The 16,684-nt window shown below is 68.1% G+C and carries 16 protein-coding genes and 1 riboswitch; of the genes, 10 read left to right on the top strand and 6 right to left on the bottom strand.

Annotated elements, in window-relative coordinates:
- Positions 1-8 precede the first annotated feature (8 nt).
- Positions 9-1,712, bottom strand: a complete 1,704-nt coding sequence (locus ABD683_RS18000) for a DEDD exonuclease domain-containing protein (protein WP_344771453.1) — start codon at positions 1,710-1,712, stop codon at positions 9-11.
- Between the two features lie 135 nt (positions 1,713-1,847).
- On the opposite strand from ABD683_RS18000, the gene ABD683_RS17995 reads away from it, so the two are divergent.
- The 3 genes from ABD683_RS17995 to ABD683_RS17985 all read left to right on the top strand — a co-directional run bounded on the left by ABD683_RS17995 (position 1,848) and on the right by ABD683_RS17985 (position 4,628).
- Positions 1,848-2,081: a hypothetical protein gene (locus ABD683_RS17995; RefSeq protein ID WP_344771452.1), complete on the top strand. Its 234-nt coding sequence runs from the start codon at positions 1,848-1,850 to the stop codon at positions 2,079-2,081.
- Positions 2,082-2,260: 179 nt separating this feature from the next.
- A riboswitch (cyclic di-AMP (ydaO/yuaA leader) is annotated at positions 2,261-2,420 on the top strand.
- A 50-nt stretch (positions 2,421-2,470) separates the two neighbouring features.
- Complete coding sequence (locus ABD683_RS17990; RefSeq protein WP_344771451.1) at positions 2,471-3,394, top strand: C40 family peptidase; 924 nt, start codon at positions 2,471-2,473, stop codon at positions 3,392-3,394.
- Positions 3,387-4,628: a hypothetical protein gene (locus ABD683_RS17985; protein WP_344771450.1), complete on the top strand. Its 1,242-nt coding sequence runs from the start codon at positions 3,387-3,389 to the stop codon at positions 4,626-4,628. The genes ABD683_RS17990 and ABD683_RS17985 overlap by 8 nt, the downstream gene beginning before the upstream one ends.
- Here the strand turns inward: ABD683_RS17985 and ABD683_RS17980 are convergent.
- Positions 4,595-6,322 (bottom strand): AMP-dependent synthetase/ligase, encoded by a 1,728-nt coding sequence (locus tag ABD683_RS17980; RefSeq protein ID WP_344771449.1) that lies wholly within the window; start codon positions 6,320-6,322, stop codon positions 4,595-4,597. The two genes, ABD683_RS17985 and ABD683_RS17980, sit on opposite strands and share 34 nt — an antisense overlap.
- Positions 6,323-6,420: 98 nt before the next feature.
- Here ABD683_RS17980 and ABD683_RS17975 point away from each other — a divergent pair, with 98 nt between their 5' ends.
- The 4 genes from ABD683_RS17975 to ABD683_RS17960 all read left to right on the top strand — a co-directional run bounded on the left by ABD683_RS17975 (position 6,421) and on the right by ABD683_RS17960 (position 9,303).
- The gene (locus ABD683_RS17975) at positions 6,421-6,858 is read left to right on the top strand and encodes an SRPBCC family protein (protein ID WP_344771448.1); all 438 of its coding nucleotides are present in this window, start codon (positions 6,421-6,423) and stop codon (positions 6,856-6,858) included.
- Positions 6,855-7,121 carry a hypothetical protein gene (locus ABD683_RS17970; protein WP_344771447.1) on the top strand — a complete coding sequence of 89 codons (267 nt, stop codon included), beginning with the start codon at positions 6,855-6,857 and terminating at the stop codon, positions 7,119-7,121. Before ABD683_RS17975 ends, ABD683_RS17970 begins: the two co-directional genes overlap by 4 nt.
- A complete protein-coding gene (locus ABD683_RS17965) occupies positions 7,118-8,065 on the top strand; it encodes an ROK family glucokinase (RefSeq protein WP_344771446.1) in 948 nt (315 codons plus the stop codon). Before ABD683_RS17970 ends, ABD683_RS17965 begins: the two co-directional genes overlap by 4 nt.
- 203 nt (positions 8,066-8,268) lie before the next feature.
- A complete protein-coding gene (locus ABD683_RS17960) occupies positions 8,269-9,303 on the top strand; it encodes an ROK family glucokinase (RefSeq protein WP_344771445.1) in 1,035 nt (344 codons plus the stop codon).
- Here ABD683_RS17960 and ABD683_RS17955 read toward each other — a convergent pair.
- Together ABD683_RS17955 and ABD683_RS17950 are read right to left on the bottom strand one after the other, a co-directional pair.
- Entirely contained in the window at positions 9,209-9,595 is a 387-nt protein-coding gene (locus ABD683_RS17955; RefSeq protein WP_344771444.1) for a hypothetical protein, read from the bottom strand. The genes ABD683_RS17960 and ABD683_RS17955 overlap by 95 nt on opposite strands.
- The gene (locus tag ABD683_RS17950; protein WP_344771443.1) at positions 9,588-10,364 is read right to left on the bottom strand and encodes an alpha/beta hydrolase; all 777 of its coding nucleotides are present in this window, start codon (positions 10,362-10,364) and stop codon (positions 9,588-9,590) included. The genes ABD683_RS17955 and ABD683_RS17950 overlap by 8 nt, the downstream gene beginning before the upstream one ends.
- Before the next feature lie 79 nt (positions 10,365-10,443).
- Between ABD683_RS17950 and ABD683_RS17945 the strand changes: the two genes are divergently transcribed.
- The 3 genes from ABD683_RS17945 to ABD683_RS17935 all read left to right on the top strand — a co-directional run bounded on the left by ABD683_RS17945 (position 10,444) and on the right by ABD683_RS17935 (position 13,763).
- Positions 10,444-11,199, top strand: coding sequence for a lysophospholipid acyltransferase family protein (locus ABD683_RS17945; RefSeq protein ID WP_425548522.1), 756 nt, complete (start codon positions 10,444-10,446; stop codon positions 11,197-11,199).
- A gap of 33 nt (positions 11,200-11,232) precedes the next feature.
- Positions 11,233-12,261, top strand: coding sequence for a 6-phosphofructokinase (locus ABD683_RS17940; RefSeq protein WP_344771441.1), 1,029 nt, complete (start codon positions 11,233-11,235; stop codon positions 12,259-12,261).
- A gap of 167 nt (positions 12,262-12,428) precedes the next feature.
- Positions 12,429-13,763, top strand: a complete 1,335-nt coding sequence (locus ABD683_RS17935) for a class II 3-deoxy-7-phosphoheptulonate synthase (protein WP_344771440.1) — start codon at positions 12,429-12,431, stop codon at positions 13,761-13,763.
- On the opposite strand, the gene ABD683_RS17930 is transcribed toward ABD683_RS17935, so the two are convergent.
- On the bottom strand, positions 13,760-14,629 hold the full coding sequence (locus ABD683_RS17930) for a DMT family transporter (RefSeq protein ID WP_344771439.1): 870 nt from the start codon (positions 14,627-14,629) through the stop codon (positions 13,760-13,762). The genes ABD683_RS17935 and ABD683_RS17930 overlap by 4 nt on opposite strands.
- A 3-nt stretch (positions 14,630-14,632) precedes the next feature.
- Positions 14,633-16,621, bottom strand: coding sequence for a Stk1 family PASTA domain-containing Ser/Thr kinase (gene pknB / locus ABD683_RS17925; protein WP_344771438.1), 1,989 nt, complete (start codon positions 16,619-16,621; stop codon positions 14,633-14,635).
- Positions 16,622-16,684: the final 63 nt, after the last annotated feature.

Genomic DNA, 16,684 nt, shown 5'->3' with positions numbered 1-16,684 from the left:
CTAACCGTCTAGCCCGGTCGCTGGAGGTCGTGCCAGCGGGAGTCGGCGACCTCGAACGGCACCAGGTGACGTGCACCGCCTTCGAGCGACGTGTGCCAGGTGCCACGGACCATGCGGATGCCGGGGGAGTCGAGCCACCGCAGCAGGCACTCGGTCTCCTCGACCGTCGCCGCAGGTATGGGCCCGAACCCCGGCGAGACGGTCTCGGCGGTCGCAAGGAGCGCGTCGACCCAGCCGGCGGAGTGCATGCCTCGCGGCAGGACACCGGCGGCGGCGAGGCGTCCGTAGCGGATGACGTGGACCTCCCACCCCTCCGGATGCGGGGCGGCTGCGACCAGCTCGGCCTGGCCCGTGAGCTCGCGGAGTCGTTGGGTGCGAACCGCGGCACGCAGGAACGAGGTCAGCCGGTCGCGCCAGACCGCGGCGTCCTCGAACCGCTCGTTGCGGGCCAGGTGGACCATGTGCCCGCGTACGGCGGTGACGAGCTCCTCGGGATCACCGATCATGGCGCGACGTACGCGATCGACCTCGGCGGCGTAGACCTCGACGTCTGCCGAGCCGTCGCACGGCGAGAGGCAGTGACCCATTTCCTTGAGAGCACACGGCGAGCTGCGCGAGACCAGGGCGAGCCGGGGCGTGCACTGCCGGATCCTGAACGAGTCGTGCAGTGCGGTCAAGGCGCCCTCGGCGGCCTGACGGCCACGGAAGGGACCGATGTAGTCGGCGTCGTCATCGAGCACGGCGCGGACGATCGACAGGCGTGGCCAGTGCTCGCGGGTCAGCTTGAGCCAGGTGAGTTTGTCGGGGTACTTGGAACGCTTGTTGAACGGCGGCCGGTGTCGGCCGATGAGCCGCAGCTCGCGTACCTGTGCCTCCAGAGGCGTGGCGCAGACGATGCCCTCGATGCGCTGCGCCAGCATCACCATCTGGCCCATGCGGGTGCGGGTCTCGGCCTTGGTGAAGTAGGAACGGGTGCGGGCCCGCAGGTTGCGCGAGGTGCCGATGTAGAGGACCTCGTCCTTGCTGTCGCGGAAGACGTAGACGCCGGGAGCGACCGGCATGTGGTCGGCGAGGTGGCGCTTCTTGCGCTGCTCCGGGGTGACCTTGGAGGTGTAGGTCGCGACCTCCTCGAGCGTCGTGACGCCGAGGTTGCCGAGCCGCTCGAACAGCCCGTGCAGGACGTCGACCGTCGCACGGGCGTCGGACAGCGCCCGGTGGTTGGGCGTCGTCGTGGCGTGGAACTTGACCGCCAGCGTCGAGAGCTTGCAGTTGGGCACCTCGTCGCGCATCAGAGCGCGACGGGCCAGCACGGCGGTGTCGAGCACCTCGAACCCGGGCCACGGGATGCCCAGCTCGCGGGCGTTGTGCTTGAGGAAGCCGATGTCGAACGGGGCGTTGTGCGCGACGAGGACGCTTCCGTGGGCGAACTCGAGGAAGCTGGGGAGCACTTCGGCGATGCGCGGTGCGCGGACCACCATCTGGTTGGTGATGCCCGTGAGCACCGTGATGAATGCCGGGATCAGCTCGTCGGGGTTGACGAGGGTCTGGAACTCGCCGAGCACCTCTCCGCCGCACACCTTGACCGCGCCGAACTCGGTGATCTTGGAACCGGCCGCCGCCGATCCGCCGGTCGTCTCGAGGTCGACGACGCAGAACGTGGTGGAGGACAGCGGACGCCCCAGCTCGTCGAACGATCCCTGTACGGCCTCCACGCGGCACACGCTAGGCGTCCCGTCCGACAAAGCCCGGCAACGGCGGTATGTCGGCGTTTTTGTCCGAACCCGTCTCTAACGTCATGTCCGTACTCGTCGTCCGGCGGGTTCCACAGCAGCACAGGAGGTGCCGACATGCATGATCATCCATCCACCGACTCCGTCGTCGTCGACTGCGACCGGTGCCTCGTACGAAGCCCCGGCGCATGCGGCGACTGCATCGTCACAGTCCTTCTCGGTGCACCTCCCGCCGGCATCGAGATCGATGCCCAGGAGATGGCTGCACTCGAGGTGCTCGCCGACGCGGGTTGCGTACCCCCGCTCCGCCTCGTCACCCCCGTCCAGGGCCCGGAGACGCAAGCCGTCTAGGCCGTGTCTCTCAGTTGATGGTCGATCAGGGGGCGCGGGGCCGCGCGAGCCGACCATCGAATTGGGAGACATGGCCTGGCGCCAGACACGCGCCAGCGCCTGTCAGGTTGATCTGACCCCGCCCTCCACCTAGAGTGGGCCACTGTGCGTCCGGTGAACGGCGGCCCTCCAGGTCGGCGTCGGACGCATCGCCTAATCGTCACAGCGGTGGGGAAGACCTCTGAGACGAACCGGGGACCCATGTAAGTGGGGTGAATCGGATCGCGCTTGCGCGGACCGTAGGGCAAGACCTTGGCCCGAACCCGTCAGCTCACCCGGTAGGCGTCGAGGGTAGGAGTTCGTGCGTGCGAGTGTCACGTAGTCGAGTACGAAGCCGCAGTCTTGTCGCGGTGTCATCACTGGCCGTCATCGGTGCCCTGTTCGCGTTCCCGTCAGCCCAGGCTGATCCGGCGCCGACCGTCAAGAGCATCCGTGCCTCGCTGCACAAGCTCGAGGCGATGAGCGAGCAGGTCAACCAGATCGGTGTCCGCACCAAGCAGACGCAGAACGAGATCGACGACCTGAGCGACGACATCACCGCCAGCCTCGCCACCTACAACGTCCAGCGCGAGGAGCTCGGCTCTGCCATCGCGCAGCAGCAGATGGACGCGCCGCTCGGCCCGACCGTGAGCCTGTTCGGCAGCGGGGATCCCGACCGGTTCCTCGCCGGGCTCGGCGCCGTCCAGGCGCTCAACAGCACGCGTGCCGATGCCCTCGAGCAGTTCGGCGAGTCGAGCAGGGCGCTCAAGAACCGCCGCGCCCAGCTCGAGGATCGTCTGGCTGACCTCAAGAAGGACAAGAAGGCCTCCGACAAGACGCGTCAGGAGATCCGCGCCAAGTACGACAAGATCAAGGCGCAGATCGCGCAGCTCAGCCCCGAGGACCAGATGGCCCTCGACGGCACGATCGACCTCGACTTCGAACCGGTCGCCAGTGGCCGTGCCCAGAAGGCGATCAACTTCGCGCTGGCGCAGCTCGGCGAGCCCTACTCGTGGGGCGGCACCGGTCCCGGAAGCTGGGACTGCTCCGGTCTCGTCATGAAGGCCTGGGCTGCCGCCGGCATCTCGATCCCGCGTGTCGTGGGACCGCAGTACGCCGCCATCCGGCACATCTCGGCGAGCCAGCTCCAGCCGGGCGACCTGGTGTTCTACAGCAGCATGTCGCACGTCGGCATGTATCTCGGCAAGGGGCGCGTCATCCACGCGCCGCGACCGGGTCGCAACGTCGAGATCACCGGACTCGGAAGCTTCAGCAAGTACGGCCGGGTTGGCTGACCAGCGACGCCTGTCGCCCAACGTCGCATCTCTGCTCGTCCTGGCCCTGCTGGGTCTGGGACTTCTGCTCTGGCAGCGACCGTGGCAGTCCTCGCCTGACGTGGCTGTCGAGATCCCCGAGAACGCCAGCGCACTGCTGACCCAGCAGTTCCGGGCGCTCTCCGATGCCGGATCGGAGTCGGAGTTCGCCGACGCCGCCGGGTCGAGCGATGCGGCCCGTACGTTCGCCCGCGAAGCGTGGTCCGCACGGGAAGCGCTCGGCGCCCGCGACGTCGGGCTGCGCTACATCGCGGGCGGAGACATACCAGATCGAGCCGACGGGTCCACCCAGGCGTCGGTCGAGGTCAGCTGGACCGCCGGAGGCGGGTCGGGTCTCGCCGGTGAGACGCGTACGTCGACGGTGAAGGTCCGCCTCGACCCACAGGCGGACGGCACGTTCGCGGTACGCGGTGTCACGGCTGACGCGGGGTCGCTGCCGCTCTGGCTGGCGGGTGACGTCAAGGTCAGCACGCAGGCCGACTCGATCGTCATCACCGTGGACGGGGGCCTCGAGGCCACGCCGGTCGAGGCCATGACCGCCAAGGCCCACGCCGCCGTCGCCCGGGTCGTGCCCGGAGTCGACCGACCCGTCGTCGTGATCGCGCCGCATAGTCAGGAGCAGATGGCGAGCCTCGTGGGCCGCAAGGTTGCCGACGTCCGCCAGATCGCCGCAGTGACCACCAACCTGGACGGGAGCCACGGCACCGCGAGCGGCACCGTGGTCCTGCTCAATCCGGCGGTCTTCGCCACGATGGACCAGCGCGCCGCCCAGGTGGTGCTCAGCCATGAGGCGACTCACCTGCTCACGTCCGCGGTCGGCACGAAGGCGGAGACCTGGGTCGTCGAGGGCTTCGCCGACTTCGTCGCCCTGCACGACGACAACGCTCCACTGTCGCTCAGCGCCGGCCAGGTCCTGCGCGACGTGAAGGCGGGCAAGGGTCCGACCCGACTCCCGACCGCGGCCGACTTCGGGTCGTCCAGCCACGGGCTGGGCGAGGTGTACGAATCGGCCTGGATGATCTTCCGGATGCTGGCCGAGACGCACAGCGACGCCGACATCGTGTCGTTCTACGACGAGGTCATCGGCGGCACCTCGCTCGACAAGGCCCTGGCGGACTCGTTCGGGTTGACCGTGGGCCGCCTCACGGCCGACTGGAAGGACTACCTCGCGAAGAGCGCTTCGACCGTGTCGTGAAAGTCGCGAAGGACGGCGTTGCGCTTCACCTTGAAGGACGGGGTCAAGTAGCCGTTCTCCTCGGTCCAGTCCTCGGCCATGATCTTGAACTTGCGGATCGACTCGGCCTGCGAGACCTGTGAGTTGGCGTCGTCGATCGCCTTCTGCACCTCGTCCCTGAGCTCGGGATCCTTGAGGCTGCCGGTCCACGACTCGGTGTCGATCGTGACCAGCGCGGCGACGAACGGCTTGCCGTCGCCGACCACGAGGCACTGGCTCACGTAGGGATGGGCGCGTACGCGGTCCTCGAGCACTGCCGGTGCAACGTTCTTGCCCCCGGCAGTGACGATGATCTCCTTGCGGCGACCGGTGATGCGTACGAATCCGTCGTCGTCGACCTCACCGAGATCTCCGGTGGCGAACCAACCCTCCGGGTCGAGGGCCTCCGCGGTCGCATCGTCGTTGTTCCAGTAGCCCGTGAACACCTGGGGCCCGCGGAAGCTCAGCTCGCCGTCGCTGCTGACGCGCACCTCGGTCCCCGGAACGGGCCGGCCGACCGTGCCGATGCGCTGGTCCTCGGGGGTGTTGACGCAGAGGGCCGCCGTGGTCTCGGTCAGGCCGTAGCCCTCGAGCACCGTCACGCCGATTCCGCGGTAGAAGTGCGCGAGCCGGTCGCCGAGCGGGGCGCCACCCGAGATCGCCCACTGGGCCTTGCCGCCCAGGGCATCGCGGATCTTGCCGTAGACCAGTGTGTCGAACAGCTTGTGCTGGCCGCGCAGCACGAGTCCGGGTCCGCCGTTGTCGAGCGACTTGCTGTAGGCGATCGCCGTTGTCGCGGCCCGGTCGAAGACCTTGCCGCGACCGTTGGCGTACGCCTTGGTGCTGGCCGAGTTGAAGACCTTCTCGAACACGCGGGGCACGGCCAGGACGAACGTCGGCTGGAAGTCGCCCAGGTGGCGGGGGAGGTCCTTGATGTCGGCGGTGTGGCCGACCTTGACACCGTTGCGGATCGAGCCGATCGGGATGATGCGGGCAAAGACGTGGGCCAGGGGAAGGAAGAGCAGCGTCGACGCGTCCTTGGCGGTGAACAGCTCGGGCAGGACCGACGTCGCTGCCTCCAGCTCGGAACGGAAGTTGCCGTGCGTGAGCATGCATCCCTTGGGGCGGCCGGTCGTCCCGGACGTGTAGATCAGCGTGGCAAGCGTCGAGCTGGCCAGCGCGGCGCGTCGGGCCTCGAGATCCTCGTCGGAGATGCCGTGGCCGCCGGCCGTGATCTCGTCCAACGCCCCGGACTCGATGCACCACGTGCGCTCGAGGTGCGGGGACCCCGCTTCCTTGACACTGGCGAGATGGGTCTCGGTCTCGACGATCGCCGCCACGGCTCCGGAGTCCTCGAGGATCCAGGCGATCTGCGCGATGGAGGAGGTCTCGTAGACAGGTACGGTCGTGGCGCCGATCCACCAGATGGCGTAGTCGGCGACGGTCCACTCGTAGCGTGTCTTGGACAGGATCACGACGCGGTCGCCGGCGCTGACCCCGGCAGCCATGAGGCCCTTGGCCAGACTGGTGACCTGCCCGTGGAATGCCCCGAGCGTGACGTCCTGCCAGTGGCCGTCGACCTGCCGCGCGAACGCGATGTCGTCCTGGTGCTCCGGGAGGCGGTCGAGGATGTCGAGGGAGAGGTTGCCGGGATCGCTGGTGTGCTGCTGAGTCACGTACGGCAGGCTACTCTCACGGGCGCTGACCCGCAGGGGTGGCCGCCGCCGCAACCACTAGCATGGGACCCACACGACGAGCCGGACGAGGAGGGGTGATGGCGCGGACCACGAGCGACATCATCATCGACGCTCCGGCGGGACACATCATGGACGTGATCGCCGATTTCGGCGCCTATCCCGACTGGGCGACGGGCATGAAGACGGCCGAGATCGTGGCGGGCGTGGACGGCGAACGCGCCCAACGCGTGCACTTCGTCCTCGACGCCGCGCCGATTCGTGACGAGTACGAGCTGGCCTACACCTGGGATGGCGACCGGGCCGTCTCGTGGAGCCTGGCGGAGCCCGGATCCATGCTGACCTCGATGGACGGGACCTACATCCTCGAGCCGGTCCAGCCGGAGCAGACCAAGGTCACCTACCAGCTGACCGTCGACATCTCGGTGCCGTTGCTCGGCATGCTCAAGCGCAAGGCGGAGAAGGTCATCATCGACACCGCACTCAAGGGACTGAAGAAGCAGGTCGAGGCCCTGTGAGCGAGCGTGAGGCAGAACCGGTCGGATCGGTGTCGGAGGAGGCGTTCAAGCTGTTCCGGGCCCTGAGCTCGTCGAGCGCCGAACCCAAGACCGACCAGCCCCACGTGTGCACCGCGACCTGGTGCCCCGTGTGCCAGGTCGTCGGCCTGGTCCGTGACAACCCGGACGCCGTTGCCCAGGTGTCCGCGGCCGCTGCCGCGTTCGCCAAGTCGTTGCGTGACCTGGTCGACTCCGCAGTTCCCTCGAAGGACGATGAATCATGACGCACGCGATCGGCGTGGACATCGGCGGGACCAAGATCGCCGCCGGGCTCGTCTCCGAGGCAGGGGAGCTGCTCAAGCGAGAGAGCGAGCCGACACCCGACGACGCGACCAAGATCCCGGCGATCGTCGCCGACCTCTCGGAGCGTCTCGCGGGCGACGACAAGATCGTCGGCATCGGCATCGGAGCTGCCGGCTTCACGAGCACCGACCGTACGACCGTGCGGTTCGCACCCAACATCAGCTGGGTCGACGAGCCGCTGGCCGAGCACGTCTCGGCGTTGACCGATCTTCCGGTCATCGTCGAGAACGACGCCAATGCCGCGGCGTGGGGGGAGTTCTCGTTCGGCGCCGGCGAGGACACCGATGACCTCCTGCTGGTCACGATCGGCACGGGTGTCGGTGGTGGCATCGTGCACCACGGGCAGCTCTATCGCGGCGGCTTCGGTGTCGCGGCCGAGATCGGTCACATGCGCATCGTCCCCGACGGCATCGCCTGCGGCTGCGGGGAGCATGGCTGCTTCGAGCAGTACGCCAGCGGCAGCGCGCTCGTCCGAGTGGCCCGCGAGCGGGTTGCCAACGGCGACCGTGGGACGGAAGCCCTCGCAGCACTCGCCGACGGAGACCCGACCAGGATCACCGGCCCTGCCCTGACCGATCTGGCCCACGGCGGGGACGCGTTGTCGATCGAGCTGTTGGCCGAGCTCGGACGGTGGATCGGCGAAGGCCTCGCGATCCTCGCGTCGATCCTCGACCCGCGAGTCATCGCGATCGGTGGCGGGGTCGCCGCAGCGGGCGACCTGTTGCTGGGTCCGGCCGTCGACGCATTCGAGACCCACCTACCGGCGCGTTCGCACCGTCCACAGGCAGAGGTCAGACTCGCCGCGCTCGGCAACGCCGCAGGCATCATCGGCGCCGCAGATCTCGCGAGGACCGAGCCCGTCTAGATGGGCCATTCCGAGGGACGTTGCCTGACTCGCGCCACCCCGCATCCCGCCCGGCGGCGTTGTCGTCCTTCGTCGCACCACCCCGGTGCGCCTCAGTCCTCCCCCTACTCGCAGAGCTCGTGGGGGGACCCCCACGCCTTGGCGCCGGATCGGGCGCGGATGCGGCGCTCGCTTGACCGGCACCCCCCGGAATGGACCATCTGATGTCGGACAAGCTGGCGATCGGCATCGACATCGGCGGCACCAAGATCGCAGCAGGCGTCGTCGACGAGGACGGGCGGATCGTCTCGCGGGTCAAGCGCGAGACGCCCACGACTGAGGCGCCCGCCGTGATCGACGCGATCGCCGAGATCACCGAGGAGTTCCGCCGCGAGCACCACATCACGGCGGTCGGCATCGGGGCCGCGGGATTCGTCGATGCAACGCAGTCGACCGTGCTGTTCGCGCCGCACCTGGCCTGGCGCAACGAGCCACTGCGCGACTCGGTCGCACGGCGTACCGGCCTTCCCGTGATGGTCGACAACGACGCCAACGCCAGCGGTTGGGCCGAGTGGCGCTTCGGTGCCGCCCAGGGGGAGGCGGACCTGGTCCTGATCACGCTCGGCACCGGGATCGGCGGCGCTCTCGTGATCGACGGACAGCCCTATCGCGGCAAGTTCGGCATCGCCGGCGAGTTCGGCCACATGCAGGTGGTGCCAGGCGGGCGGCCGTGCGAGTGCGGCAACCACGGTTGCTGGGAGCAGTACGCCAGCGGCCGCGTGCTGACGCGGCGCGCACGCGCAGCGGCCACCGAGGGGACAGACCTCGGCAAGGCCATGCTGGCCGAGGTCGGCGACGTCGAACGCATCGAAGGATCGCTGGTCAGCCGCCACGCCGACGAGGGCAACGCCGAGGCGGCCGAGTGGATCGCCGAGGTGGGTGACTGGCTCGGGGTCGGCCTCGCCAATCTCGCCGCCGCACTCGATCCCGGGATGTTCGTGATCGGCGGAGGAGTCAGCGACGCAGGGGCGCTGCTGATCGACCCGGCGAGGGCGGCCTACAGCCGGACCCTGACGGGTCGGGGCTATCGCGCCGAGGCGAGGATCGTACGGGCGCACCTCGGGCCCGAGGCAGGTCTTATCGGTGCTGCGGACATGGCCAGGCTCACAGCACGGCGCCGTCGTCCGGCCAATCCGAGCGCCCGGGTCCGTGCTCGGGCAGCTGCGAGACCAGGTAGATCGCCGCGGCGACGAAAATGAGCACGGCGCCGACCAGCATCGGCCGGGGGAGGATCTCACCCATCACAGTCGCGATGACGAGCAGCAGGGGAGCGCCGGCCAACGCGACCCAGGCCAGGGCCACGCCGCGGCGACGCGGCCGCAACGGAGTCGGCTCGACCTTGCGGTAGAACGGCTCTTCGTCGACCGGCTCGGCGTCGTCGGACCACGTGGGTGCAGGCGTGACGGGCTCGGGTTCGGGGACCTCGTCCGGGAACTCAAGGTTGAGGTCGAGCCCTTCGACGATCCTGTCGAAGTCGTCCTTGTCAGTCACTGATCTTCCCGACGTGCTCGGCGATGAAGGCAGAGGTGCGCTCGAAGATCTTCGGCGCATCGTTGTCGAGCGTCGCGACGTGGTAGCTGTCCTTGAGCTCGACGAACTCCTTCACGTCCGACGACACCCCCGCCAGGATCAGGTCCTTGGAGGTGATGTCGACGACGTGGTCGTCGTCGGAGCGGAACAAGATCAGCGGCTGGGTGACCTTGTTGAGGTTGGCCCGGACGTCCTTCCACATCTTCAGCTGCGACGCGAGGGCCTTGAGGGGTGTCTTGTCGTAGCCGACCTCGTCACCGCCGGCCTTCTTGATGTCGTTGCCGATGCCTGGCATGGCGGGCACGAGCCACTGCAGCGCCGGGACGAGCTTGACGTCGAACCGGGCGAGGTTGATCGCCGGGTTGACGAGTGACAGGGCATCGACGTCGCCGGGACGTTGCTGCGCGAGACGCAGGGCCAGGCAGCCGCCCATCGACAGGCCGGCCACCACAACCTTGTCGCAGTGCGACTGCAGGTCGGTGAGCGCGGTGTCGAGCTCGGCGTACCAGTCTTCCCAGCGGGTGCGGTTCATGTCCTTCCACGTCGTGCCGTGGCCCGGCAGACGGGGCACGCGCACCGAGAAGCCCTCGTCGGCGAGGTGCTTGCCCCACGGGATCATCGATGCGGGCGAGCCGGTGAATCCGTGGCTCAGCAGCACGCCGATACGGCCACCATCGGCGGAAAACGGTTGTGCTCCCGGCACGACGGTGACAGGCGAAGTGGGGCTCATGCCGCAATCCTCCCTCATGCCCAAGGTCGTCGGCCAGTGACCTGCGAGAGCCATGTCACACGGAGTAGTGTCTGGTCTCGTGTTCTATTGGTTCTTGAAGTTCCTTGCGCTCGGTCCGTTGCTCAAGCTGATCTTCCGGCCGTGGGCCGAGGGAACCGAGAACGTCCCCAAGGACGGACCGGCCATCCTGGCCAGCAACCACCTTTCCTACAGCGACTGGCTGTTCATGCCGTTGGTCATCCCGCGACGCGTGACGTTCGTCGCCAAGGCGGAGTACTTCGAGGGCTCGGGCATCAAGGGCTGGTTGCAGAAGACCTTCTTCTCCGGTGCCGGCCAGGTGCCGATCGACCGTACGAGCGGATCGGCGGCCGCCGGCGCGATCAAGACCCAGCTGCGACTGCTCAAGGACGGACAGGTCTGCGGCATCTACCCCGAGGGCACCCGCTCGCACGACGGCAAGCTCTACCGCGGACGAACCGGCGTCGCCCGGCTCGCGCTCGAGGCCGGCGTGCCGGTGATCCCGCTCGCGGTGATCAACACCGATGTCGTCGCACCTCCCGGCAAGGTCTTCGGCAAGTTCGCGCGTCCCGGTGTCCGTTTTGGCAAGCCGCTCGACTTCAGCCGCTACGAGGGCATGCAGGACGATCGCTACATCCTGCGCGCCATCACCGACGAGATCATGTACGAGATCATGCGGCTGTCCGACCAGGAGTACGTCGACCTGTACGCCCAGGACTCCAAGAAGCGCGACAAGGAAGTCGAGCGCGCCGCCGCCAAGGCCGTCGACAAGGCGGCCGCCGACGAAGTCTGGGACGACATCAAGCCCCTCGAATAAATCGAACCCAACTCTTACGAACAGGGAGATTCAATGCGTATCGGCATGCTGACCGGCGGAGGCGACTGTCCCGGGCTCAACGCGGTCATCCGGGGAGCCGTCCGCAAGGGAGTGTCCACGTACGGCCACGACTTCGTCGGGTTCCGCGACGGCTGGCGTGGTCCGCTGGAGAACGACACCATGACGCTCGGCATCCCCGAGGTGCGGGGCATTCTCCCGCGGGGCGGCACGATCCTCGGCTCGTCTCGCACCAACCCGTTCGCGGTCGAGGGGGGAGTGGAGCGCATCAAGGACAACCTCGCTTCCCACGGCTGCGACGCACTGATCGCGATCGGTGGCGAGGACACGCTGGGAGTCGCCACCAAGCTCGCCGAGCTCGGTGTCAACGTCGTCGGCGTCCCCAAGACGATCGACAACGACCTGTCGGGCACCGACTTCACGTTCGGGTTCGACACGGCCGTCAACATCGCGATGGAGGCGATCGACCGCTTGCACACGACCGCCGAATCGCACCACCGCGTGCTGGTGGTCGAGGTCATGGGCCGTCACGCCGGCTGGATCGCCCTTCACTCGGGCCTTGCCGGTGGCGCCAACATCATCCTGATCCCCGAGCGCCCGTTCGACATCGAGGCCGTGTGCGCCCAGGTGGAGAGCCGTTTCGCGACGCACTACTCGCCGATCATCGTGGTGTCGGAGGGTGCCGTGCCGGCCGAAGGCGGGGCGATGTCGCTCGTCAGCGGCGAGAAGGACGCGTTCGGCCACGTACGGCTGGGTGGTATCGGTGACCGGCTGGCGTCGGAGATCGAGCAGCGTACGGGCAAGGAGGCCCGCGCCGTCGTCCTCGGCCACATCCAGCGCGGCGGCACCCCGTCAGCGTTCGACCGCTGGCTCGCAACGCGCTTCGGGCTCAACGCGATCCAGGCGGTGCACGAGGGTGACTTCGGCACGATGGTCGCCCTGCGTGGCACCGACATCCACCGCGTACCGCTGGCCGAGGGCACCAAGGTCCTCAAGGTCGTCCGCCCCGAGCTCTACGAGGAAGCAGAAGTCCTGTTTGGCTGAACCGAGCGAGCGCAGCGAGCGAGCGTGAAGCCGGGCCAACGATGTGTGAGCGTCCTGCGGCGCAGCCGCCACGTTGCGAGGCCAGGTGAGATCAGCACCCAACGCGGTTCGTCCCACGTTCCCGGCGTCTGCGCGAGGACTCCGCGCGACCCACGTATCCTTGATCCGTGAGCATTCCCACCCTTGACGAGTTGCGCGCACTCGGCGCCGCCCAGCAGCCGACGTACGTCGACGTTGCGGCACGCGATGCTGCCGTGCAGAAGCTTCGCACCATGCCGCCGCTGGTGTTTGCCGGCGAGTGCGATGCACTCCGCGACAAGCTGGCCGAGGTGGCCCGGGGCGAGGCGTTCCTGCTCCAGGGTGGCGACTGCGCCGAGACGTTCGAGGGTGTCACCGCCGAGAACGTTCGCAACAAGCTCCGTGTCCTGCTGTCGATGGCGGTCGTGCTGACGTACGCCGCCAGCGTTCCCGTGGTCAAGGTGGGGCGCCTCGCCGGCCAGTACGCCAAGCCGCGCTCGTCCGACACCGAGACCCGTGACGGAGTGACGCTCCCCGCCTACCGCGGTGACGCAGTCAACGGCTTCGACTTCGACGCCGCATCACGTGCTCACGACCCGCAGCGGCTCGTCGACGTCTACCACGCGTCTGCGTCGACGCTGAACCTCGCGCGCGCCTTCACCACCGGCGGCTACGCCGACCTGCGTCAGATGCACGCGTGGAACACCGACTTCGTCAAGAACAGCCCCGTGGGCGAGCGCTACGAGAAGATCGGCCGCGAGATCGATCGCGCCCTCGCCTTCATGGATGCGATCGGCGTCGACCCCGACGAGTTCCACACGGTCGACTTCTTCTCCTCGCACGAAGCCCTGATCCTCGAGTACGAGCACTCGCTGACGCGCATCGACTCGCGCACCTCGCTGTCGTACGACGTGTCGAGTCACTTCGTGTGGGTCGGTGAGCGCACCCGCCAGCTGGACGGCGCGCACGTCGAGCTGCTCAGCAAGATCGCCAACCCGATCGGCGTGAAGCTCGGCCCGACGTCGACCGCCGACGACGCGATCGCGCTGTACGAGAAGCTCAACCCCGAGCGCATCCCGGGCAAGATCACGTTCATCACCCGATTCGGTGCCGGCAAGATCCGTGACGGCCTGCCCAACCTCGTCGAGAAGGTCACCGCGGCCGGCCTCGAGGTCGCCTGGGTGTGCGACCCGATGCACGGCAACACGTTCGAGACGAGCAACGGCTACAAGACGCGTGAGTTCGACGACGTCATCGACGAGGTACGCGGCTTCTTCGAGGTGCACCGCAGTCTCGACACGTGGCCCGGCGGCGTGCACGTCGAGCTCACGGGAGACGACGTCACGGAGTGCCTGGGCGGCGGCGCCAAGCTGTCGGCCGAGGGCTTGGCTCACCGCTACGAGACGCTGTGCGATCCGCGCCTCAACCGGGCCCAGAGCCTCGAGCTGGCGTTCCTGGTCGCGGAGATGCTGTCGGGAGCCTAAAGCACTTGGTGCACGGGCGGTTTCGTACGGCTTGACGACTCCGCGAGGATCATCGCGACCAGCACGATCGCACCGCCGATCGCGACGCGTACCCGCAACGTCTCGCTGCCGAACAACACCGCGAACGCGGCGGCGAACACCGGCTCCATCGTCATGAGCAGCGCGGCCCGTGCCGCCTCGAGCTGGCTCTGGGCCCAGGTCTGCGCCAGCATCGCGAGGGCTCCCGCGGCCAACGCCATGTAGACGACCGCGCCCCAGTCGCCCGCCGTGCCGGGGAGGGTGAGGCCGCCGGGGATCGCGGCGACGAAGCAGATCGCCGAGATGACGCCCATCTGGATCGTCGCCATCGCGAACGCGTCCTTGGACGTCGACCAGCGAGACAGCACCACGATGTGGACGGCGTAGAGGATCGCGCTGACGAACGTGATCGCCTCGCCGTAGCCGACCGAGAACCCGCGCAGCGAGAGGATGCCGAGCCCGATCGTCGCCATCGTCACGGCGATCCACACGGTGCGGCTGACGCGGATGCCGAACACCAGGGACGCCAGGACCGGGGTCGCCACGACGTACAGGCCCGTGATGAACCCCGAGATGCTGGCATCGGTGTGGCCGAGCCCAGTCGTCTGCATGATCTGTGCGACGCCGTAGATGCCACCGGCACAGATGCTGCGCCGCAGCATGCCGGGCTGGAGTCGGCCGATCGCACGCGGAGCGATGAGGAGAAGCGCGACGAACGCGATCAGGAACCGCACGGCGAGGAAGTCAGCCGCAGGTACGCGATCCAGCAGGTCCTTGATCAGGAAGAACGTCGACCCCCACATGGCGGTGACGGACAGCAGCGCTGCCGCTGCAAGGCGAGGTCGCATGCGTCAGTTGCAGATGAGGGTGATCGTGGCGCCGCGCGGGAGCGTCCCGCCGGACGGAGTCTGGGTGACGACCTTGTTGCTACCACCGAACGCCTGGACCTTGAAGCCGAGGGCCCGCAGCTCGTGTCCGGCGAATGCTCGCGGCTTGCCGACCATGTTGGGCACGACCACGAGATCGACGCCCTTGGAGACCGTGAGCGTGATGGTGTCTCCCTTGAACTTGGTGCCGTCGTGGGGTGTCTGCTCCATCACGATGCCCTTGGCAACCGTGTCGCTGAAGACTCCGACGGTCTTGACCTTGAAGCCGGCCTTCTCGAGCGCCTTCTCGGCATCAACAGCGGGCTTGCCGGTGTAGTCGACGACATCGATCGGCTTCTTGCCCTTGCTGATGCTCAGGTCGATCGTGGTGCCGCGCCTGAGATCTTCGGAGGCGGCGACTCCGACCGCGCCGATGACCCGATCCTTGGGCACCTTCTCGTCAAAGTTCGGCACCGTGTTGCCGACCTTGAGGTCGATTGCGCTGAGCGCGCTGGTGGCCTCTGCCAGGGTCATGCCCTGGAGGTTGGCGGGCAGCCTGACACGGTCAGGCCCCTTCGACACGATGGCCGTGATCGTCGCGCCCGGCAGGATCTTCTTGCCGGGACCGGGATCGGTCGACATGACGACGCCGCTGGCGTACTTCTCGGAGAACTTCACGCCGGCGACCTTGAACTCAAAGCCGTTGCGCTCGGCTGCCTGCTTGGCTGCCGCCTCGGCGCTGCCGACGAGCTGGGGCGTCTTGTCGTAGCGGCCGACGCCGATGTACCAGCCGAGCAGGGCCGCGAGCAGGGTCAGCACGATGGCCAGGACGAGGAGGTTGCGGCCGCGGTTGGAGCGCGGCTCCTCCATGCGCATCTGCTTGTAGTCGTCGGACGAGACCGGAGGCAGCAGGCCGGACTTCAGCGGCTGGACCGGCTCGTCGGACTTGCGATCCCACTGCACGGTCGGCTCGGACGGAGTGCGTACGGCCTGGGTCGCCTCGTCGTCGCCGGCCGTGCGGCTGACGGCACCGCGCTTGACGAACTCGGTCGGCTCTCCATCGGCGTCGGTGATGCGCGCACCCGGCAGCAGGTCGGCGACCAGCTCGGGGTCGTCGGTCATGCCGGCGTTGAGCGATCGCTGGACCGAGCGGAGCTGCTGCAGCATGACGCGGGCGTCGGTGGAGCGCTGGTCACGGTCACGGACCGTGGCCCGGGCGACGAGCGCATCGACGTAGGGCGGGATCTCGTGCTGCAGGTCGGAGGGCTTGCCGATGTCTTCGTGCACGTGCTTGTAGGCCACCTGGATCGGTGACTCTCCCGAGTGCGGCTTGACCCCCGTGAGCATCTCGTAGAGCATCGCGCCACACGCGTAGACGTCGGAACGGGCGTCGGCGCCCTCGTTGACGACGATCTCGGGCGCGAGGTAGGAGACCGTACCGATCAGCGTGCCGCCGGTGGCGGTCGTCGCGGCGCTGACGGCGCGGGCGAGGCCGAAATCGGCCACCTTGACCTCGCCGCTCGGCGTGATCAGCACGTTTTCGGGCTTCACGTCGCGGTGGATGATGTGCGCCCCGTGTGCCGCGGAGAGCGCGATGAGGATCTGCTCGAGAAGCTCGAGCGCGCGGTAGGGCGGCATGGGCGCTTCCTCGCGCATGATGTCGCGCAGGGTGCGCCCGGGAACGTACTCCATGACGAGATAGGTCACCTCGCCGTCGACGCCCTGGTCGAAGACCGACACGACGTTGGGGTGGTTGAGCTTGGCCGCCGACTTGGCCTCGCGGTGGAACCGCTCGGTGAACTGGCGGTCGTCGCCTAGGCCGTGGTGCATGACCTTGATCGCGACGGGTCGGTCGAGTCGCTGGTCGGTCGCCCAGAACACGCTGGCCATTCCGCCACGCGCGATGCGCCGGCCGATCAGGTAGCGATCATTGAGGACGCGACCGATCAGGGCCTCGTCGCCCGTCAACACCACGCCAGCCCTCCTCGACTCCGGATCCAGACGGATCCGTAGGGGTTGATTCTAGATGGTTGTCCA

The organism is Aeromicrobium panaciterrae, from assembly GCF_039537165.1.
Lineage (GTDB): Bacteria > Actinomycetota > Actinomycetes > Propionibacteriales > Nocardioidaceae > Aeromicrobium > Aeromicrobium panaciterrae.
The sequence above is the reverse complement of the archived record's forward strand: the minus strand, read 5'-3'. Positions and strand labels throughout refer to the sequence as shown.